Annotated in this window: 19 protein-coding genes; 10 read left to right on the top strand and 9 right to left on the bottom strand. The window is 56.9% G+C overall.

Translation table 11 applies throughout. The annotated features are described in order from the left end of the window. Positions 1 to 27 precede the first annotated feature (27 nt). Positions 28 to 2,271 (top strand): NADP-dependent isocitrate dehydrogenase, encoded by a 2,244-nt coding sequence (locus CDH48_RS04475; RefSeq protein ID WP_100687522.1) that lies wholly within the window; start codon positions 28 to 30, stop codon positions 2,269 to 2,271. An 80-nt stretch (positions 2,272 to 2,351) separates the two neighbouring features. On the opposite strand, the gene CDH48_RS04470 is transcribed toward CDH48_RS04475, so the two are convergent. Together CDH48_RS04470 and ybaK are read right to left on the bottom strand one after the other, a co-directional pair. After that, positions 2,352 to 3,557 carry a cation:proton antiporter gene (locus CDH48_RS04470; protein WP_100687521.1) on the bottom strand — a complete coding sequence of 402 codons (1,206 nt, stop codon included), beginning with the start codon at positions 3,555 to 3,557 and terminating at the stop codon, positions 2,352 to 2,354. 3 nt (positions 3,558 to 3,560) lie between these two features. Beyond that, positions 3,561 to 4,031, bottom strand: a complete 471-nt coding sequence (ybaK, locus tag CDH48_RS04465) for a Cys-tRNA(Pro) deacylase (protein ID WP_100687520.1) — start codon at positions 4,029 to 4,031, stop codon at positions 3,561 to 3,563. A 201-nt stretch (positions 4,032 to 4,232) separates the two neighbouring features. Here ybaK and CDH48_RS04460 point away from each other — a divergent pair, with 201 nt between their 5' ends. Beyond that, positions 4,233 to 5,519, top strand: a complete 1,287-nt coding sequence (locus tag CDH48_RS04460) for a serine hydrolase domain-containing protein (RefSeq protein WP_100687519.1) — start codon at positions 4,233 to 4,235, stop codon at positions 5,517 to 5,519. Positions 5,520 to 5,528: 9 nt separating this feature from the next. On the opposite strand, the gene CDH48_RS04455 is transcribed toward CDH48_RS04460, so the two are convergent. Then, a complete protein-coding gene (locus CDH48_RS04455) occupies positions 5,529 to 5,873 on the bottom strand; it encodes a hypothetical protein (protein ID WP_100687518.1) in 345 nt (114 codons plus the stop codon). Positions 5,874 to 6,082: 209 nt separating this feature from the next. Here CDH48_RS04455 and CDH48_RS04450 point away from each other — a divergent pair, with 209 nt between their 5' ends. After that, complete coding sequence (locus CDH48_RS04450; RefSeq protein WP_100687517.1) at positions 6,083 to 6,337, top strand: hypothetical protein; 255 nt, start codon at positions 6,083 to 6,085, stop codon at positions 6,335 to 6,337. A gap of 19 nt (positions 6,338 to 6,356) precedes the next feature. On the opposite strand, the gene CDH48_RS04445 is transcribed toward CDH48_RS04450, so the two are convergent. Further along, a complete protein-coding gene (locus tag CDH48_RS04445) occupies positions 6,357 to 7,385 on the bottom strand; it encodes a hypothetical protein (RefSeq protein WP_100687516.1) in 1,029 nt (342 codons plus the stop codon). A 128-nt stretch (positions 7,386 to 7,513) separates the two neighbouring features. On the opposite strand from CDH48_RS04445, the gene CDH48_RS04440 reads away from it, so the two are divergent. The 3 genes from CDH48_RS04440 to CDH48_RS04430 are packed head-to-tail and all read left to right on the top strand — an operon-like array spanning position 7,514 to position 12,066. Then, on the top strand, positions 7,514 to 11,050 hold the full coding sequence (locus CDH48_RS04440; protein ID WP_227520939.1) for a response regulator: 3,537 nt from the start codon (positions 7,514 to 7,516) through the stop codon (positions 11,048 to 11,050). Next, on the top strand, positions 11,043 to 11,594 hold the full coding sequence (locus tag CDH48_RS04435; protein WP_100687514.1) for a hypothetical protein: 552 nt from the start codon (positions 11,043 to 11,045) through the stop codon (positions 11,592 to 11,594). The genes CDH48_RS04440 and CDH48_RS04435 overlap by 8 nt, the downstream gene beginning before the upstream one ends. A gap of 58 nt (positions 11,595 to 11,652) precedes the next feature. Next, a complete protein-coding gene (locus CDH48_RS04430) occupies positions 11,653 to 12,066 on the top strand; it encodes a response regulator (protein WP_100687513.1) in 414 nt (137 codons plus the stop codon). 64 nt (positions 12,067 to 12,130) lie between these two features. Here CDH48_RS04430 and CDH48_RS04425 read toward each other — a convergent pair whose 3' ends face one another. Beyond that, the gene (locus CDH48_RS04425; RefSeq protein ID WP_100687512.1) at positions 12,131 to 12,403 is read right to left on the bottom strand and encodes a hypothetical protein; all 273 of its coding nucleotides are present in this window, start codon (positions 12,401 to 12,403) and stop codon (positions 12,131 to 12,133) included. Between the two features lie 548 nt (positions 12,404 to 12,951). Between CDH48_RS04425 and CDH48_RS04420 the strand changes: the two genes are divergently transcribed. Continuing rightward, on the top strand, positions 12,952 to 13,191 hold the full coding sequence (locus CDH48_RS04420; RefSeq protein ID WP_100687511.1) for a hypothetical protein: 240 nt from the start codon (positions 12,952 to 12,954) through the stop codon (positions 13,189 to 13,191). On the opposite strand, the gene CDH48_RS04415 is transcribed toward CDH48_RS04420, so the two are convergent. Next, complete coding sequence (locus CDH48_RS04415; RefSeq protein ID WP_100687510.1) at positions 13,181 to 13,672, bottom strand: 3'-5' exonuclease; 492 nt, start codon at positions 13,670 to 13,672, stop codon at positions 13,181 to 13,183. The two genes, CDH48_RS04420 and CDH48_RS04415, sit on opposite strands and share 11 nt — an antisense overlap. Before the next feature lie 146 nt (positions 13,673 to 13,818). On the opposite strand from CDH48_RS04415, the gene queC reads away from it, so the two are divergent. Both queC and queE read left to right on the top strand, forming a co-directional pair. Continuing rightward, positions 13,819 to 14,484 (top strand): 7-cyano-7-deazaguanine synthase QueC, encoded by a 666-nt coding sequence (gene queC / locus CDH48_RS04410; protein ID WP_100687509.1) that lies wholly within the window; start codon positions 13,819 to 13,821, stop codon positions 14,482 to 14,484. Next, the gene (gene queE, locus CDH48_RS04405; RefSeq protein ID WP_100687508.1) at positions 14,484 to 15,140 is read left to right on the top strand and encodes a 7-carboxy-7-deazaguanine synthase; all 657 of its coding nucleotides are present in this window, start codon (positions 14,484 to 14,486) and stop codon (positions 15,138 to 15,140) included. Before queC ends, queE begins: the two co-directional genes overlap by 1 nt. On the opposite strand, the gene CDH48_RS04400 is transcribed toward queE, so the two are convergent. The 3 genes from CDH48_RS04400 to CDH48_RS04390 form a co-directional block, all read right to left on the bottom strand. Further along, the gene (locus tag CDH48_RS04400; protein ID WP_100687507.1) at positions 15,141 to 16,217 is read right to left on the bottom strand and encodes an AraC family transcriptional regulator; all 1,077 of its coding nucleotides are present in this window, start codon (positions 16,215 to 16,217) and stop codon (positions 15,141 to 15,143) included. A 160-nt stretch (positions 16,218 to 16,377) separates the two neighbouring features. Then, a complete protein-coding gene (locus CDH48_RS04395; protein ID WP_227520938.1) occupies positions 16,378 to 18,141 on the bottom strand; it encodes an ExeM/NucH family extracellular endonuclease in 1,764 nt (587 codons plus the stop codon). A gap of 15 nt (positions 18,142 to 18,156) precedes the next feature. Then, the gene (locus CDH48_RS04390; RefSeq protein WP_100687506.1) at positions 18,157 to 19,059 is read right to left on the bottom strand and encodes a helix-turn-helix transcriptional regulator; all 903 of its coding nucleotides are present in this window, start codon (positions 19,057 to 19,059) and stop codon (positions 18,157 to 18,159) included. 271 nt (positions 19,060 to 19,330) lie between these two features. Between CDH48_RS04390 and CDH48_RS04385 the strand changes: the two genes are divergently transcribed. Further along, complete coding sequence (locus CDH48_RS04385; RefSeq protein WP_100687505.1) at positions 19,331 to 20,617, top strand: MFS transporter; 1,287 nt, start codon at positions 19,331 to 19,333, stop codon at positions 20,615 to 20,617. Positions 20,618 to 20,779 lie beyond the last annotated feature (162 nt).

The raw sequence follows: 20,779 nt of genomic DNA, 5'->3' as shown, positions 1-20,779 counted from the left end.
AACTCACCCATTAGCCTGAGGACGAAAATGACATCATCCAAAGCCAAAATTACCTATACACTGACCGACGAAGCACCTGCTCTGGCAACCCGGTCCCTTCTCCCTATCCTGGAAACCTACGCCAAGCCAGCCGGCATTGAATTTGAAACCAGCGACATCTCGCTTGCGGCACGTATTCTGGCAACGTTTCCTGATTACCTTGATGAAAACCAGCGGGTTCCGGACGCCCTCGCAGAATTGGGCGAATACACCAAAGACCCCGATGCCAACATTATCAAGCTGCCGAACATCTCTGCCTCCATCCCGCAGCTTCGCGCAGCCATTGAAGAACTGAATGAGCAGGGTTACAAGGTTCCCGAGTACAAGGAAAACCCTGAAACCGACGAAGAAAAAGAGATCACAGCCCGCTATGCCAAAGTGCTTGGCAGTGCCGTGAACCCGGTATTGCGAGAAGGTAACTCCGATCGCCGCGCGCCTGCGGCTGTTAAAGCCTTCGCCCGCAAATACCCCCACACCATGGGTGAGTGGAGCCCGGCATCACGTACCCACGTGGCGCACATGCGCGGTGGCGACTTCTACTCCAACGAACAGTCCCTGACCCTCGACAAGGCTACCAACGCCCGCATCGTATTCGAGAACAAAAAAGGCAAGCAGACCGTTCTCAAGTCTGAACTGCCTCTGCTTGAAGGCGAAGTGCTCGACGGCATGTTCATGAGCAAAAAAGCACTCTGCAAATTCTTTGAAGAGGCTATCGAAGACTGCGAAAAAACCGGCGTGATGTTCTCCCTGCACGTAAAAGCCACCATGATGAAAATCTCTCACCCCATCGTGTTCGGCCACGCGGTGAAGATTTTCTACAAGGAGCTGTTTGATAAGTACGGCGATCTGTTCAAGGAAATCGGTGTCAATCCGAACAACGGCCTTTCCTCTGTCATCGAGAAAATCAAACAGTTGCCGGAATCCAAGCAGGAAGAAATTCAGGAAGCGCTGCACAAAACCTACGAGCACCGCCCCGAAATCGCCATGGTTGATTCTGTGAAAGGAATCACCAACCTGCATGTTCCCAGTGATGTAATTGTAGACGCCTCCATGCCGGCGATGATCCGTAACTCCGGCAAGATGTGGGCCCGGGATGGCAAGCTCAAGGACACCAAGGCAGTAATGCCCGAGTCCACCTACGCCACCATCTACCAGGAAGTAATCAACTTCTGCAAAACCCACGGCGCGTTTGATCCCACCACCATGGGTACCGTACCCAACGTCGGGCTAATGGCACAGAAGGCTGAAGAATACGGCTCCCACGACAAAACGTTTGAAATCCCGGAAGACGGTATTGTGCGGATAATTGCCGAAGACGGCACGGTGCTGACCGAGCACAACGTGGAGCAAGGCGACATCTGGCGCGCGTGCCAGACCAAAGACCTGCCCATCCGCGACTGGGTAAAACTCGCCGTTAATCGCGCCCGCGCTACCGGCATGCCTGCGGTGTTCTGGCTGGACGACGAGCGTGCTCACGATGCCCAGCTGATCAAGAAGGTAAATACCTACCTCAAAGATCACGACACCGAAGGCCTGCATATCCGTATCGAAGCTCCTGTGCGCGCCATTCGCTGGACCATGGAACGTTTGATTCGCGGCCTGGATACCATCTCGGTAACCGGTAACGTGTTGCGTGACTACCTCACCGACCTGTTCCCGATTCTGGAGCTGGGCACCAGCGCCAAGATGCTGTCAATCGTTCCCCTGCTCAACGGTGGTGGTCTCTACGAAACCGGTGCCGGCGGCTCTGCCCCCAAGCACGTACAGCAGCTTCTGCAGGAAAACCACCTGCGCTGGGATTCGCTGGGAGAATTCCTGGCCATTGCCGTGTCGCTGGACGAGCTGGGCGAAAAGCACGACAACCATCGTGCGCGCCTGCTGGGCCAGACTCTGGACAAGGCCACCGAGCGCCTTTTGGAGAACAATCAGTCGCCGTCCCGCGTAACCGGTGAGCTGGACAACCGTGGCAGCCATTTCCATCTGGCCCGCTACTGGGCCCAAGAGCTGGCCAGCCAGGACAGTGACAAGGAACTGAAAGAGTTCTTCACCAAACTGTCGGCACAGCTGGAAGAAAACAAGGACAAGATCCTGGAAGAAATGAGCGTTATCCAGGGCCATCCTGCAGATATTGGTGGTTACTATCATCCGCCGGCGGAGAAGGTGAAGGCGGTTATGCAACCGAGCGAAACCCTGAACCGGATCCTGGACGAGGCCCGTGCATCGGTGAAGTAATCCTGAATGGAAGCCGGGCGGCCCGTCCGGTCGCCTGAAACCGAACCCCGGATAGCCGTTGGTAGCTTTCCGGGGTTTTTTTATGGCTGGCTGTAATCGTCGTCCGGTTCTTCCAGGTAGCCTTTGCCGCTCTCGCCAGCCTTGTGGAGCTGATACATTGTGACCGGAGGTCCGATCAGCTCGAATAGCACGGTGGAGCCGATAACCAGCGGCAGGATGAAGGCTATCTCCGGCATTCGGTTGGTTGCCACCAGAGCCAGGCCCATGGCGACCCCTGCCTGGGGTAACAGGCAGGCACCGTTACGCCAGCGCACCGTATGGCTGGAGCCGGCAAGAACGCCGCCGGTGTAGCCACCAAGAATTCTGCCAGAGGTGCGGGCAAGGACATAGACTGCTCCGAGAAGGCCAAGTGTCGAGAGTAACCCCCAGTCGAGGCCAAAACCGGCCAGAAAGAAAAACATGGCAAGGAAGGGTTCCACGATCCCCTCGATGGAGCGGAACGGCCGTACATGGTGGTGTGCCCGGTTTGCCACAGTAATACCCAACGTCATGCAGGTAAGCAGGTAGGACACATCCACTGCTCCGGCGATGCCGGCAGCCAGAAAAACAAACCCTGCCGATTCGAGCAGCATCGGTTCGCCCGGTTTCAGGCGGCCCGTCATCCACGCCATGGGCAGGCCCAGAAGTCCGCCGAGTATGATGGCGCCAAACACTTCGTAAAACCCGTATCCGATGGTTTTGAACAAGTGGGCGCCATCTCCCGAGAAAAGTTCGGCAAACACCAGCAGGATGCTGAACAGAATGGCGCCCCAGGCATCGTCGATGGCAACAACCTGTGCCACGACCCGGGTCAGCGGCCCCCGGGATGCGGTTTCTCTCATTACATCGAGGGTGGCAGCAGGGTCGGTTGCCGTTGAGATGGCCGCAAGCACCAGTGAAGCAGGCAAATTCTGCGTTACGAACCAGGTAGCGAGGAATATCAGCAGGGCCGTCACCAGGGTCACCGCCAGGCTTACGATAATGGCTTCCCGGCCCTGCCTGAGATCCCGCAAAGACATGCGTTCGCCAAGCAGGAAACCCACCATCGCCAGGGTAAGTTCGGTAACCAGGCCAAAATTGTCACTGACCCTGGCTGGAATCAGATCAAGAACTTCGGGGCCGGCCAGTGCGCCCACCAGCAACAGGAGGGTCACTCTGGGAACATGCATCCGCTGGCCCAGCGTATGGGCACCCAGAGCCAGCAACATGATGCCGCCAATCATCAGGAGATCCTGTGCGTGGGACATTGCCTACTCCTGCTGAAGCGGCACCAACTGCCCGTCACTCAGCCTGGCCAGATCCCCGGGCGAAAGCTCAATCTCCAGCCCCCGACGGCCAGCGCTCACAAAGAGGGTATCGAAGTTTTCTGCAGATGAATCAATGAAGGTTTTCAAACGGCTCTTCTGGCCCAGAGGGCTGACGCCTCCCAACACATAGCCGGTGCGGCGCTGGACTTCCTGCGGGTCGGCCATGCTTGCTTTCTTGCCGCCAGCCGCCCGGGCAATCCGCTTCAGGCTCAGCATTGCCGTAACGGGCAGCACACCCACCGCCAGGGATTTACCGTCCACGGATACAACCAGGGTTTTGAACACCCGTGCCGGGTCAACGCCCATTTTTTCGGCCGCTTCAGTGCCGTAACTTGTGCTGGCGGGATCGTGTTCGTATTCATGGATCCTGTAGGAAATACCGGCTTTACTGGCGGCATTGATACCGGGCGTCATAGGTGGCTCCTGAAACCGTTGATTGTTATACAGGCCGAGGGTTGATAGCAACGCCTGAGCCGGGCTGCAATACACTCTGGTGCATAATGATGGTTCCGGTGTACGCTTTGACGCGGACTCTGGCGGTTTTCAGCCAATGAACCGCACAGCGAGCATCCCGAAGATAGAATAATAACAGTCACCAATACCAAGGCGTACCCGATGAACCCAATAGCCCGTCGTGCACTGCACAGTTGCAAGGTTCCCAAGGATTTATCTGCCGTTACCTACCGCGATGCTGCCGGCGAAAGGCCGGGCGCGGTTGGTGTTGATACGCGCACCGTCGACACCATCTGGAAAAGCGTCGAGGCCTTATACCGCACCGGTGTCCATCCGGGTATACAGCTATCCGTGCGCCACAGGGGTGAACAGATACTGCACCGTGCGATCGGCCACGCCAGCGGAAACGGCCCTCATGAACCCGCCGGCACACCGAAAGTCGCCATGACCACGAACACACCTGTATGTTACTTCTCTGCCTCCAAGGCAGTCACAGCCTTGTTAATGCACATGCTGGTTGAGCAGGGGCTGGTGAACCTGATGGACCCCGTGTGCTATTACTGCCCGGAGTTTGCAAAAAACGGCAAGCGCACGATCACTGTGCACCAGATTCTGTCCCACAGGGGCGGTATCCCGGCCATTCCCAGGGAAACCCCCATCGATGTGCTGTGGAACAGGGACGAGATCTGGCGTTTGCTGTGTGAATCCAGGGCCATCGAGGTAGACGGTTCCAGGGTGGCTTATCACGCCATAACCGGTGGTTACGTATTGCAACGTGTGCTGGAAAAGGTCACCGGCGACAGCATCGAAAATTATCTCGACAAGCACCTGCGCCAGCCCATGGGGATGACATGGTTCACCTACGGCATTCAGCCGGAAAACCTGCATGAACTGGCCACCAACTACGCCACCGGGCCAACCCCGCGTTTCCCGGTGTCCTGGATTGTGAATCGTGCACTGGGTGGTGATATCTCCACGGTCGAATATGTCACCAACGACCCGCGCTTTCAGGAAGCCGTCATTCCGGCGGGCAATCTGTGCGGAACGGCGGAAGAAATGGGGCGTTTTTTCCAGATGATGCTCAATGGCGGTGTCTGGAACGGCAAGCGGATCTGCAGTGAAATAACCATTCGCCGCGCCATCCAGCAGTTCGGGTCCTTGCAGATTGATCGCACCATGATGATCCCCATGCGCTTCAGTGCCGGCATGATGCTGGGCGGTAACCCGGTGGGCTTGTGGGGCCAGAAAAGCCGCTATGCGTTCGGGCACGTGGGGCTGATCAACAAGCTATGCTGGGCGGATGCAGCCCGGGATATCTCGGTAAGCCTTCTGAATACCGGGTTCCCTATTGTCGGGCACCACATTCCGGCGCTGGGCAAATTCGTTTACACCATTGCCCGGCAGTTCCCCCTGCGCCCGGAAAATGAGCGCCCTGTGGTCGTCGTCTGAGGCGACCATTCACAGGGTGCCCAGCTGGCCCTCAAGAATGCCGTGCACGGATGACAGGATGTCACGGAAGTCGGTCAGCGTCTGGGTGCGTTGGATCACTTCCTCGCGGCTTTCGTCCAGCCGCTCCAGTTTCGGCACAACCCGCCGAATGCCCTCGGTAATCACCTCATATGGGTAGTGGTGATCCTGAATGCTGAGTTTGTTTATTTCGGACACTTCCTGGCTGAAAATGCTGATGATGTCGTACAGCATGTCTTTATGCTGGATACTGGAGGCTTCCCAGTAAGCGTCGTCCAGCAACTCAAGCAGGGACAGGTATTCCCGAAGCGTATCGGCAACAGATGTCTGGCTCATAAAACGGTTCCGTTGGGGCAAATGAAACATCATGAAGAACTATAGCAGCGGATTCGCCAGGAATCTCCGGAAGTGAGGATTGCGGGTGCGGCAGTGTCTGATGATTAAATAGAAGTGAAACTCTATTCATTTTGTTGCGCTTTGTCGGACAGTCGTGCAAACTGCGCTCATATTAAGGAACAGTCGCAACTCAACGGATGAGCTACGCAATGTACAAGCCCCCAACGCCTCGCCATGAACACCCTGTAACCGCAAGACAGGTTCGGCTTGATCACCACGACAGCGTGCGCAGCCACGTGCACCAGCAGGTCATTACAGAGGTTGAGCGCCTGGAGCGGCGGATAGAAGTACTGCGCCTGGCCAACGCGCCCCACGTAGCCGTCATGATTTCAGCCTACGAACGTATGGTTGATCGCAAAAAAGGTTTTTTGCGCAACTGGGATCTGACAACTAGCCGATTTTAATGCTCTTGCCAACAACGACTTACATTCTCAGGCCAGTTTGCTTGGTCTGGTAGCTTTTGGTGGGACTTTCCAGATTCAGGCAGTACGCAGGATTGCTTATGGTCTGATCGGGGTTTGCGGGATCCATGATCTGTGGCGGCTCACCCCGTGATGTGAATAGCTCGATTAACTGGGTGGCGTAGTTCATCTCTATCTTGAGGCAATCCACGGTCGCTCCCGCAAAACTGAACTCGGGGCCCTCTTTGACACCTTGCTCGGTTCCGATGGCTGTGCCATCAATGTTGATGGAATCGGTGTTAAGCCCCTCATACTCTCTGACAAACGACATTTCTCGCTCGCCTTCAATAACTATGCTCCCCTCGCTGTGGAGTCTTGCGCCGTCATTGTAGCCGAAGGGCTGAAAGTCGCGGGGTCTGGACTCGGTTCCAAGGGTTGCGCTTGGTCTTGTTGTGCCTTCGGCAAAACTCCCTGATGCAACCCAGTTTATAATTCGAATTACTCTATTGGAGGAGCCTGGTGTATAGACCCACTTAACGATTGGGTAAATCCATTCATATTGGGATATTGGCAGGCCTTCTTCAGCCGCACCTTTATCGCTAAAGCGGATATACACACCATTGGTTTTATTATTGTATTCACCAGCCAGGCCATTATCGATGCGGGAACTGATGTACTGGCGACCGTCATTGAAGTTCCGAACGGAGTTTTCTCCGACCACACGGCGCATAAGGTCCAGAGGGTTTCGTACCGATTCCAGGGTTAACTCCGGATCTGTCGAGTATTTCAGCCCGAGAAAAGCTGATAATTGGGAGCGAATACCTGCTGCTGTTGCCTGAGCCTCAGCGTCGCTGCTATCCGCAGGCTCAACTGCTGCGAAGAGATCGTAGAACAGAGTGGTGTCTATTTCTTCAGTTAACGTGAAACTGGAAAAGGCCAGATCCACATTGGTGGCAGGATTGAACGCTGATGGCCCGGTATCTTCCATCCCGCACCCGCCAAGGCTCAGAAATGCGAATGAAATGGCAGCGAACAGGCAGGAGTGTCTCATTTCAGAAGGCCCTGAGGTGCGAAATCAGCCATAAACGGCTAAAGTGAATACCCGCGGGGCTTTGCGCCCCGGTCCGACTGCTGACAATAAATCATAAAACAGGCATCTGCCCTCGCGGAGATCACATTTTGCAGCAACGGTTTAAACCGGCTCCCGGCAAAGCGGTGCAATGGCTGCTTGTCGCGATATGCTTATTCACAGCTCTGGTGCCTGGCCTGTCGAGTGCGCAGGAGCCGTGCCGTGATGGCCAGATAGTCCTGGGAGCCAATACCGAAAGTGTTCGTGATTTTGGCGGCTGCATCTCCTACCTGGAGGATGCCGACCGGGCGTATCGGCTGCCAGATATTCTGGCCATGGAGCCCGAACGGTTCAGCTGGCAGGAAAGCGGTGTTCTGAACTTTGGATATACTGAATCCGCCTATTGGACCCGCTTTGATGTACGCACGGACGCCGGGCCGGCCAATACGGAGTGGATACTGGAACTGGCCCTGCCGCTGGTTGATGAGGTCAGGCTGTACCTGGTGCGTGATGGCGAGTTGATCGAACAGCGCAAGGCTGGCTACAAGGACAACTGGGCCGAGCGTGATCTGGCAGTGCCCAACCCCGCATTCAGGCTGAACCTGGAGCCCGGCAGCCTTACGTCGGTGTATCTGCGCATCATAAACACCAATACGTTTCGCCTGCCTGTGAGCCTGTGGGCTCCAGACAGTTATATCGAGAAAGTGTCAGTGGAAGAGCTGGTCCGGGGCGCATTGCTGGGCAGCCTGCTCGCCATACTGGCTTACAATCTGTTTGTTGCGGTCTCGGTTCGCGAACCCAGCAACATCTACTACGTGCTTTATCTGGTTTCGGCAGCGGTGTTTATCGCCACCGAACAGGTGCATGGTATCCAGCTGCTGGATAGCCGCCCGGCGTTGCTGAGCAAGGAATACCTGCATTTTCAGATCATCATGACCTGGTTCTGGGGTTTGCTGATGGCCCGCGCACTGCTTGAAACCCGTGAGCGCTCGCCAGACCTCGACCATGTTCTCAGAATGTGCATCTATTCGGTGCTTCTGACCTTTGCCTTGTCTTTGTTCGTGCCGTATCACATTGCCATGGAATGGATTGTTATCGGGTCGATCCTGCTCTGCCTGATCCTCATAGCCGTCAGTTATCTGTCCTGGCGTTATTACAATCCGGCAGCGCGTTCCTACTTTTTCGCCTGGGCCTTGGCGCTTATAGGTTTTTGCGTGTACGGGTTGACGGTTATGGGCTATCTGCCCCTCAATACCTTTACCCTGTACGCACCCCAGATCGGGCTGACTGCCCAGATTATCCTGTTTTCCTTCGCCCTGGCCGACAGGATCAAGCAGGTTCAGGGACAGGCGCTGAACTGGAGCCGGCGGGCGCTCTCCAACCTGCAGCGTTACCAGTCACTGTTTGATAATGCCATCGAAGGAGTTTTCCAGATGTCCGTCGAGCGCCGGTTTGTGACCGCCAACCCGGCCATGGCCCGCCTGATGGGGTTCAACACCAGCCAGGAATTGCTGGAGAGCAACCCGGATGTGCTCGAGGCCTGCATTGCGGATGAGCGGCTGCGGGACTTCGTGGTGCAGCAGCTCGAGGCACGGGGCACAGTAAAAGGCATAGAGGCCCGCTATCTGACCCGGGGAGGCGAAGAGCGCTGGGCGATTATTTCACTCCATACAGCCTACGATGCAGACGGCAATGCCACACACCTGGAGGGAACCTGCGTTGACTCCACGGAAAGCCACCGGCGCCAGCGCATTGAGCGGGAGCGGGAACAGGAGCGGCTGGAAAAAGAGCTGGCGCGCAATTCGGCCGAGGCCAAGAGCCAGTTCCTCGCCAACATGAGCCATGAAATCCGGACACCGCTGGCGGCCATTATCGGTTATGGCGAAACGCTTATGGATCCGGATCTTGATGATCAGGAAAAGCGCAGCAGCGCTGAAACGGTGGTTCGCAGCGGTCGTCATCTGCTGGAGCTGGTGAATGATATTCTTGATCACTCCAAAATTGATGCCAACAAGCTGGATGTGGATATTGTCCCGGTCAACCTGCCCGAGCTGCTGGATGAAATCCGCGCGTTTTTCGCCCCCCGGGCACGGGAAAAGGGGCTGGATTTCAGGATAGTCTGTGAGTATCCACTGCCGGAGATGATTCAGACAGACCCCACGCGGCTGCGGCAGATCATTATAAATTTATGTGGAAACGCGCTTAAATTTACCGAAAAAGGCTCGATCTCCCTGTCGATACGTTGTGATCGTGAGGCCGAAACCCTGATTGCCAGGGTGGTGGACACCGGCATTGGTATGAAGCCGGAACAGCTTGGCCGGCTGTTCGACCCCTTTGCCCAGGGCAGCGCCGCTATTTCCCGGCAGTATGGCGGCACCGGCCTGGGCCTGAGCATTTCCCGCCGGCTGGCGGAAATGCTGGGCGGCAGTATTCGCGCCAGCAGCACCTATGGCGAGGGCAGCGAGTTCGAGTTATCCATCCGCACCGGCTCCCTGGACCAGGTTCACTTTTTGCGGGATGCATCCGAGCTCAGCCAGCGCCGGCGGGCCATCCCGATGGTTGTGGCGCCCCGCCTCTCCGGTCGCATACTCTGCGCCGAGGACAACGATGTGAATCGCCGGCTGGTCTCGCTGCTGGTCGAACGCACGGGGGCGGAACTGGTGCACGTAAATAATGGTGCAGAAGCGCTGGAAATGGCAGTGCGTGAGCCCTTTGATCTGATACTGATGGATATCCAGATGCCGGTCATGAACGGTCGTGATGCGACGGCAGCCCTGCGTGAAGCAGGAGTAAATACACCGGTAGTTGCCTTGACCGCCAATGTCATGTCGGAAGACATTGCTGACTATCGGCTGGCAGGCTGTAATGAGCATCTGGCCAAGCCCATCGACAAGCAGCGTTTATACGAGGTTCTGGCCCGCTATCTGACGGTACAGCCGGGGCCTGCGGAAGAACCGGTCGGGCAGTACCGCGGCAAGGTTCTGGTTGCTGAGGATAACCGGGAAAACCGGCAGTTGGTGGAGCGGGTCCTGAGCCGCCTGGGTCTCGATGTTGTTACGGTTACCTCCGGTGACGAAGCCGTGCGCAAGGCCCTTTCAGATTCCGTGCAACTGGTGCTTATGGATCGGCATATGCCGGTCATGGACGGCGTTGAAGCAACCCGGCTGCTCCGGCAGGCCGGTTTCCGGCGTTCGATTATTGCGTTTACGGCAGGCGATCAGCGGGAAACAGACGCCTTGCGTGAGGCCGGTTGCGACGGGGTGCTGGACAAACCCATCGACGAGCGCCGCCTGCAATCCCTGTTGCGGCGGTTTCTGGGTTCCGGGCCAGCGGACGAAACCGGGGAAGATGAAGGAATCAGTCTGCTTGTTGATAAATTCCGGTCGGGACTGGGTAAGCGCCGGGAGAGAATGAGCCAGGCACTGGCTGACCGGGACCGGGATGTGCTGCAATCCGAAACCCATCAGATAAAGGGGACTGCGGGCGCAATGGGTTATCCTGCGATGACCCTTCAGGCGGGCGTTGTGGAAGCACTGGTAAAAGCGGAACATCCGCAATGGAGCCAGGTTCGCAAAGAATTGGCGATTCTGGATGAGATGATTGAACGTGGACTAACACAGAGTAAAACAGGACAAGGCTATGAGTGAGCGCCAGGAAAACCGTGAACAACAGTCGATGAGTATGATGTACGGCACCTACGCCGATATCCTGTTCGTGCTGTTTCCGTTTCTGGTTATTGGCATGCAGAGCCTGTGGGATGGTCGTCTATACGAAACCCTGATGCGCGCGGACCTGAGTATAGCCGCTGCTATTCTTGCCGGGCTGGCGATCGGCAAATTTGTGCTTGGGCTGGTCACCAACCGGGACCTTGGCCGTTACAAGGAGCGTATTGTATTCTTTATTGCAATGACACTGTTTGTGGTATTGGGGCCGGCGATTATCCTTATGCTGAGCATTATGGGGGGCGCGGAGGTGCCGGGGTTTGTCGCCTTTGTGCAGCCGGTTCTGCTGATTATTGCGATTTCTCTCTACTCTTCGGCCGTCAGCATCAGCAACATTCTGACCCGGAGTGATAGCGGGCAGAACAGTGCGGTAGTGGCGGAAGGCCAGTCTGCAAGCACTGCCGGCACCCCACAAACCGGCCCTGCGCCGCTGGATCTTCCCCGCCATAACGGCACCGACACATGGTAATTGCGGCCCTGCAAGCAACAGGGGTGGCCGCAGGCCCCGGCGAAAACAGGAGATATAGATGACTGAATTGACGGTACTGGTTGTGGAAGACGAGCCTGTCATGCGCGAGCGTCTGGTAACCATGCTCTACCATGCCGGAGCTACAGCCGTGACCGAGTGCGAAAATGCAGCGTCTGCCCGTAAGGCGTTTGATACCGGCAAATTCCATATTGTGTTGCTGGATCTTGGCTTACCGGATGGTGATGGCCATGAATTGATGAAGGTTTTCAAAACAGCCCGGCCTGCCCAGCATATAGTGCTGGTTACGGCCGATGACTCCATTGACAGTATCCAGCGGGCAATAAGTGCAGGAGCGAACGGCTATGTGGTTAAGCCCTATTCCCGGGAAAAGATTCAGGATGTGGTCAGTAACTACATGGTGGTGCACAATGACGAGGCCAGTCCGGCAAACGGTCTGAACCGGCGCCACTGACCGGTTCAGACGTCTTTCACATGCTGACTTCAGCCCATTCGAATAGCGGCCTCCGTTTCGCGGGTCACGCCACCTGGCGAGCGATCCAGGAATTATGGCGGGTGGCCAGAGCCCGGACATAGCGGGCTTCGGCGCTGCCCAGGTTGGCCAGCACACCGTTGAAGATCCAGCCCCGCTCGTAAAGGCCAAGCACCCTCTGTTCGTCATCCAGGTTGACCCGCTGGTTCAGTTTTTTGCAGATGGCATCCAGCAGCGGCAGTTTTTCCGGGCGACGGATGGCTCCTGGCCGGCTATTCACAGGCTGGTTGGCGGCACGGGTTGCATGTTGTTTTCTCATAGTGATCTCCTTGTTGTTTTGCGACAGCAAAAACAAAACCCCGGAGCCAGGAGCAACCGGGGTTTGTCGGAAACGCTGACCCGGTCGCTGCAAAGGCTCCCGGGAATTGACCGAAAGCCGTTAGATAGCCTTTACCAAAGCACGCACGCAGTGCCCGATACGGCAGTCTGCTGCGGCGTTCATCATAAGCTGTGGAATCATCAGGATCCTGTTCGGCTAATTAACGTGAATTTGAACTGTCAGTGTATCTGTTAGGCAGGTGTTTGCAATAGCCCGGTGGCTTCGGCAAACGCGTACAGACCGCGGCGGTGAGAAATATCATAATTTGCAGTGTCACGTGTTTTTACGTTGTGCAATCCAGGGTAGCTGTCAGCCAGCCGCCCTGTGGATCTCTCCTTTCAACGCAGCCTTTATGGCTGCGTTTTTTTCAGTAGTGGAAAGTCCGTAGCCACTAACTCGTACAGATATTTCCTGTGGTTCTGGGCGATAATTTGAACACTAAATAACCACGCATACTGAAAAATACCCAGAGGTTGAAACCCAAGAAAATGTCCGAGGAATCCGGATCTGCCCGCAATAAGTTCCGTTCTCTTTTTGTTATAGAAATTATTCTTTTAGCCGCCCTGGCTGTCTATATGCTGATGGCAAAGGGACAGGTTGTTGGTGATGACCTTGTGTTCACCGTTGCCGGTGCCGGCTTGATGGCGCTGCTTACCTACTGGACGCTGTACACTCTGAGAGGTGGTCTGGAAATGATTGTTGTCAGGACGCGCGGCCTCAGGCACTGACGTATTCCCAGGTTTTTTGCAGGATCAGCGCATCGTTTGCGGCCCGGTGAACGGGCAGGCCAAGGCTGTCAATAACCTGCTGCCGTGCAGATGGCCAGAGCTCTACCTGCCGGGGGTCCAGTAGCACAGACACAGACTCCAGTTGAAATCCGGGCTCCACACCGGCAGCCCGGAACAGCCTGTACAGCCAGAAACTGTCAAAAGTCCAGGCATCACAGAACACCTGCCCGGTCAATAGCCGGTTGAGCGCATAAGCCACCGTTGTTACCGTTTCGCCTTCCACGGCAAGCCTCGCCCGCGAAATGCCGTGAATCCGTTCGGCGCTCTCCGACCAGTCCTGCCAGAGCTCGTGGGGCGTAATCAGCCAGCTGTGCAGCGAGCAGTCGGGCATGCAGACGCCTACCTCAATGGGGTAGCTTGCAATCAGATCCAGGCTTGATGCCTCGAAATCGATAAATGCCGGGGGCAGTCTGGTGGTCATTTTCCGCCTGGTTTTCGGTTTGTTTTGGGGGCAGTTTACCCGCCCATCTGCACGGACGCGAACCCAACCCGCATTTGCGCTGTTACAATACGCTGATTCTGTTACCCGGTCTTTACAGAACCTTTGATGCCTTTTCAGGAGCCTGCATGACTGACACCGTGGTTGTAATCTATTCCGGAGGTATGGATTCTTTTACACTGCTTCACCGTGCCCGTGCGCAGGGCTTGCGGGTTCATGCGTTATCCTTCAACTATGGCCAGCGTCATGTGCGTGAGCTGGACGTTGCCCGCTCCGTTTGCGCCGCTCTGGATATCCCCCACAAGGTTATTGATATCCGCGCCATGAGTGAGGTTATGTCGGGATCAGCGCTGACCACCGGTGGCGACATACCCGAGGGCCATTACGAAGAAGAAAACATGAAGGCAACGGTGGTGCCCAACCGCAATATGATTTTGCTGGCGCTGGCAACGGGCTATGCCGTAACCGTCGGTGCCGGCGCTGTGTGGTATGGGGCTCATGGTGGCGATCACGCCATTTACCCGGATTGCCGACCGGAGTTTGTGGAAAAAATGGATGCCGTGTGCCGGGTAGCCAACTATGAACCTGTAGGTATAGAGGCACCATTCATGCACATGAACAAGGGCGAGATTCTGGCGGAGGGCCTGAAACTGGGGCTGGATTACGCGGATACCTGGACCTGCTACAACGGTCGTGAAAAGGCGTGTGGGCTTTGTGGTTCCTGCGTAGAACGGCTGGAAGCCTTTGCGGAAAACGGCCTGGCCGATCCGCTGGCCTACGAGGCGGGGCGCTGATGTACCGGGTCAAGGAAGCTTTTTATACGCTGCAGGGTGAGGGTGCGCAAGCAGGCCGCGCAGCAGTGTTCTGCCGTTTCAGTAAATGCAATCTGTGGACCGGTCGGGAGAAAGACCGTGCAGATGCGGTCTGTAATTTTTGTGATACCGACTTCGTGGGTACCGATGGCCAGAATGGCGGCGTTTTTCAAACCGCAGAAGCGCTGGCAGCCCACATTCGCAGCTTGTGGCCGGATGCACCGGGAGTGCCTTACGTGGTGTGTACCGGCGGAGAGCCATTGTTGCAGCTGGACGAAGCGTTGATTGAGGCCTTTCACCAGTCGGGCTTTGAAGTGGGGGTGGAAACCAACGGCACGCTCCCTGCGCCGGCGGGTATCGACTGGCTGTGTGTAAGCCCCAAGGCCGACGCCCCGGTGGTGATTGAAAGCTGCGATGAATTGAAGCTGGTGTATCCCCAGGCCAAGGCCATGCCGGAAAGGTTCACGCACATAAACGCCCGGCATTTTTTCCTGTCGCCCATGGCCTCCCCGTCCGCTCCGGATGGTGGTGCCGACCCTGTCAAACAGAGCAATACCCGCAAGGCAACGGAGTACTGCCTGGCTAATCCCCGTTGGCGACTGACCCTGCAGATGCACAAAATTATCGGCATCGACTGATTACGCCGGAGCCAGTGTGCGGGAACGCACACCCCCCTCGGGTGATTGCTGTTCCGTACTCCTGCTTCTGTATTGGCTCGGGCTGAGCCCCGTCCAGCGCTTGAACGCCCGGGTAAAGTTTGCAGCGTCTGCATAGCCCAGAACGTCTGCAATCTGGTTCAGGTTCATGCGTGTTCCGGTCAGCAGTTCCCGGGCCCGTTCCAGCCGAACCTGATCAACAAGATTCTGAAAGCTGGCGTTTTCTTCCTGCAGCCGCCGCTTCAGCGTGCGTTCGGAAACAAACAGGGTAGCGGCTACCCGCGCCAGTTTGGGGGGGAATGGGTAACTGGTTTCAATCACCCGTCTGACCCGGCAGTCAAAACCGGCATCTTCGGTGAGTTGCCTCAGGGCATCTTCGCACTGGGCGCGGGACGATTCCGCAAGCTGATCGTCGCTGAAGCGGGTAGGCGCTGACAGCCCGTTGGCCGGGATAACCAGCGCATCCTCCGGAGCGTCGTAATCAACGGGAGCCGGAATGTGCGGGCGGAATCGCTGGAAACTGGAAGGCTCCGGGCCTTTTCTGAGAATTCGCATTCCCTCGATTGCAGCACCGGTCAACTGTTTGCCCATGAAGGCACAGCCGAACAGCATGGCGTCCATAACGAATCTCTGCAAAGGCCCCGGGTCGTCATCACAACGAATGGTGTAGTACATCGAATCGCCGCGTTGCTGGCAACTCACGCTCAAATGCGGGGCCCGCAGGGTAAGGTAACGGGTCATCAGTTCCAGGGCATCCCGCAGCGTGCGGCTGCTCATTACAGCAATGCCCAGCGACCCGTGCAGGGGCAGCGTGAGATCGCTGGCGAGCATAATGCCGAGGCCGGGCTCGCCGCTCTCGATCATGGCACGGGTTACAAACTCGCTGGCTTGCGCCTGGCTCACCCGGACATCGGCGGATTTCAGCCGAACCGGGTCCAGGCCGACCCGCATGAGCAGGTCACGCTCGTCCAGGCCGAGAGTACGCAGGCGCTCTGCCAGTAAATGCAGGTAGATAGCGGGCATACCCAGATCCTGTGAAGATGAGGCAGAAACACGCATGGGAATCCTTGTTGTAAGCTGTTTTATTGTCGGTATGTTCAGGTGCTTTCAGTGATTATGACCTTTGCAGCACCCCGCCCCCATGACTTCAGTGACGCGTCAATGGGCAGAAAAGGCCAATTGGTGGGTATCCGGTGGAAGTTTTCTGTTGTTGGGCGGCTTACAGGCGGATGTCGGTGATCACCGGGTTGTGATCAGAGGAGCGCCAGGGTGTTGCAGGTGTGCCGGAGAACCCGTGTCTGTAGTCCTGAACCGGTGGCTCATCGGTGTTAATGAGCCAGGTGCTGGCATTGAGAATCCGGGGCTTGAGCGCAGAGGACGCAAGCGCATAATCCAGCGATCCTTTTTCGCCCTTGTATCGGTAAGTGTAATGTTCGCACTGTTGGGCCGTGCAGGGATGAAAGTGGTGCACCATGCTGGTAAAGCCTTCGCGCTGCAGAACCTGCAGCGGAGCTTCCCGGAAATAACTGTTGAGATCCCCGGTGATTAATGTGCCGGCAAGGTCGTTGGTCTCAGGCAGCCCTCCGATCCAATGCGCCAGGGCCTGGGCCGCGACTGCCCGGCGCCTGGCGTAGCAGCCCTGGCCATCATTCCTGTCGCGGTTTTCTCCGCTGGCGCCCCGGCAGGATTTTGATTTCAGGTGCGGCACCACTACGCGAAGCGCAAGGCGTTGGCCTTTTGGCCGGAATGTCTGTGCCAGCGGAGGGCGGCCCTGCCGGCTGAATACACCGGTGTCAAGGCGGGCCGGTTGTCCTTCAGCGGTAACACGATCGCTGCGGTACAGTAAACCGGTGCGTATCTCGTCATGGCCGTCGGCGCCCGGAGTTGCCACAAAAGCCCATTCGCTGCCGAGTGCGCGGGCCAGTTGCGCTATGGCACTGTGCCTGCCGTAGCCGTCGTTCTCAAGTTCCGTGATTGCCAGAATGTCTGGATCCGGCTGCTGCAGGGCGTTCACCAGCCGCCGTTGCTGTAAGCCAAAGGCCCGGCCTGTAGCAGCCCCTCGTGCTGTAGGAAACCCTCCGCCCTCACCATCACCGTTAAAAAAGTTCTCCAGGTTGAGCGTCATTATGCGGATATGAGGGTCTTCGGGCCGCTCTGGAGGGGCAGGCCGGGTATTTACAGGCTCGAAAACCGGTGGTTTTTCTGGCTGCAGGCGCCAGGCTCCGAACCGGTAATCCAGAATGCCGGTAATGTCCCGCACTGTATCACCGCTGCGAACCGTATTGCTGCGCGTCAGACCGCCCGGGGGCCAGGGAATCGGGTCCGGCTGGCGAACGCCGCGTCCGTCGTCCAGTAGTATTCGCTGATGCTGGTTACGGGCGGCTATTCCTGCGGCCCGGGGTCCGGGCTCAATGTATTCGGTAGGTACCACCTGGTCGCCTGTTGCCAATGTGAGTTCGCCGTAACGTGCCAGGTTCCAGGTGTCGATAACTGTTAAGGGCAGGGTTGTGGCAACTCGCATGTTTTCCAGGGATTCGAACATGTCGGGCCGCAGCGATGCCAGAGCCCGGGCTTGCGGCAGAGAGGCGGAACCGCAGGCTACGACGGTGCGGATGTTGGCCAGTTCGGTCAGGCCGTGAAATTCCTTGACGGTGCCGGTCACCCGCAGGCGATCACCCACTGTACCTGTCTGCTTGCGGGTATAAACAAAGAGAGCTTCAGAGGTTGCCGGGTTGTTGTCGGTTTCGCCATCCGCCTGTTGCAGGTAAAAGCCCGAGAAACCGCCGTCCGGGCGGGCGTCCAGGGTGAGAATGCCTTCAACCGTAACGGTATGGCCTGCCAGAGGTGAGGTGTCGCCCTGTCCCTGAATATCAGAGATGGCTGTTGCCGGCTTGCCACAGGCAACGGATGCCAGCGTTTGAGAGGCGGGTAGCAGCAACAGGGCAAACGTGAGGGTGCAAAAGCACCGGAGGCTCGGGTTCACATTGATGCGTGACGCTTATCTGAGGCCCGCGACAGCTTTCAGGGCGCGTTCCCGTTTGCTGCCAAAACCGAGCTGATCCGGGTTGGTCAGTTCCAGTTGCTGGATTAACGGATCGGGGTGCTGGTTATCCAGGGTTATTCCCAGCTGCGACAATACGTAGGGCGCCAGGGCGGCCCGGGTAGCAACCTCCAGGCGGCCATTGTCCATGCCATAATCCAGCTCGATGATTTTTTGCTGGGCTTCGGTCAGGCGATGGTCCGGGGAAATTGTCATGACCACCTTGCGATTCCAGTCATCGTCCTGCTGGATTGTGTGCTTGGATTTCTGTCGCAGGGCGGCGGGAGCCGAATGAAAACGGCTGAGGGCAAAGTCCCGGAACTCCCGGTTGGAATCACACCAGGCGCGCAGATGCCAGCTATTGCCAGTGCAGACCAGCGTATGGGGTTCAAGAATCCCCTCCACCGCTTCCGGGCGGCTCAGGGATGAGTAGCTTGCCCTGAGCTGGCGGCCATAGCGCGTTGCGGCCACAACGGCTCGCATGGTCTCAGGTGCAATAACGCGACTGGGGCCGAGTACAACGGTGCTGTCCGGCAGGCCGATATTCAGGGTTTCAAAGGTGTTGTCCAGACCCTGCTGCCGCGCAATGAGATCCTGGTACTCGCTCACATGTCCCCGGGTTACAACAGGCCGGTAGCGGGCCGCGGGCACATAACCCTTGAGGTGGCGATCATAAACAAGGTTGCCCGGGGCAAGTTCGCGCAGGTAGGTGTTTATATCCTTGGATGCCTGCTGCCGGCCAATACCAAAACTGTGGCAAATGTGGTTTGTCGTCAGGCGACCTTCCCACAGTGCGATGGTTTCAATGAGTCGGTAGCGAAGCAGCAAATCCCATCGGATGGGCCAGTCCGTTTTTTTCATAACCAGGCGCTCACGGGTTTAATGAATAATTGCCATTAATGTTACCTAACTATGCCACGACGGGTCTGTTACGACACATTAATGTGAAATAGTGTGAAATGGCGCCAGAATCACATCTGACTTTTTCAATTGCTGTGCAAAACTGCGGGAATTGCTTAGTGGTCAAGCCCTGGAAGGGCTGGTGTAATATCTTGCCATTAATGTCCGGATCTTGCAGCTGATCAGGTTTTCAGCCCCTGGAATCCGTATCGCGAAGCCCGGAGTGCCTGTAATGACCCGAATGGTCACTTCTTTGTCTGCTCTTCTCCTGAGCATCATCCTGCTGGTTGGCGGAAATGCCTCCCTGATGACCTTGCTGGGTATTCGCCTGAGTATCGAATCGGTTCCGCCCAACATCATCGGCTGGGTACTGGTGTGCTATTCCGTTGGTTTTGTCCTGGGCACGCTTTACGTACACCATATCATCGAACGTGTCGGGCATATCCGGGCATTTGCCGTTTTCGCCGCATTCGCGGCGGTTACATCATTGTTGTACCCAATGGCTGTCTCGATGGTGTTCTGGGCATTTTTGCGGGTGCTCTCGGGCTTCAGTATGGCCGGTGTTTTAGTGGTCATCGAGAGCTGGTTCTCCAGCCGGGCCAGCAACAGCAATCGCGGCGCCCTGTTCGCAGTCTATCAGATCGTATTTTATCTTTCCGCCGCAGGTGGCCAGCTTGTTGTTAACCTGGGCGACCCGGTAAGCTTCATGCCCTTTTCCCTGGCGGCCATTCTGCTGACTCTGGCGCTGGTGCCCCTGTCCCTGACACGCATGGAAGCACCCTTGATAGAGCAGGTTCAGCGAATCTCCATTTTTACACTCGCCCGCGAGTCTTTCACGGGTGTTTCCGGCGCCCTGATCTGTGGTGTGCTGATTGGCAGCTTTTATGCCCTGGGGCCGGTCTATGCAACCCTTGTGGGGCTGGATGTTGCAGGCACTTCAACGTTCATGGCAAGCGCCATTGTTGCAGCCATGCTGATGGCCTGGCCTTTGGGGCGTTTATGCGACCGTTTTGACCGCCGCCGGGTTATGTTCTGGGTGGCTTTTTTTGCGTCTCTTACCGCGATTGCCGTCAGCTTTACCGGCGCCGCAAACCCGCAACTGCTCATGCTTCTGGTGGGTGTGTTCACCGGCCTCTCGGCGATGGTCTATCCCATTTCTGTGGCAATAACCAACGACCGCATGGAAAGTACCCGTATTGTTGCCGCCAGTGCCACCCTGTTGCTCAGCTATGGCGTTGGCAGTGTGATCGGCCCCATCGTGATGGCCGAACTGATCGGTTTGATGGGCCCCAGGGGGCTCTTCATGGGCAGCGCCGGGTTCCTGCTGGTTCTTGCGGTCGTTACCTCTCTGCGGATAACTTACACAGACGATGTCGCGGTAGAGGACCAGGAGCACTATGTGCCTGCAATGCCAGAGACCTCCGCTGTGCTGACGGAACTGGATCCGCGGAATACCGAGTTTCACGAGTCCACCGTGGCTACGGAAATGGATGAGGAGTTCCGGAGCCAGGCCAGCTGACCCGCTTTCCGGCATGCCGCTATCGGTTTCTCGAAACAGTTTTCAATCAGTATCTGTTTTTATATCAATGGTTAGCTTACTATTGGTAGCTTTCCCGTAATGTAAGCCTTTCGGTCGGTACTGTGTGACTCGCGAAGCGCGATTCCGGCCCCGGAACGGAGT

This window comes from Marinobacter aromaticivorans (assembly GCF_002806975.1).
GTDB lineage: Bacteria > Pseudomonadota > Gammaproteobacteria > Pseudomonadales > Oleiphilaceae > Marinobacter > Marinobacter aromaticivorans.
The sequence above is the reverse complement of the archived record's forward strand: the minus strand, read 5'-3'. Positions and strand labels throughout refer to the sequence as shown.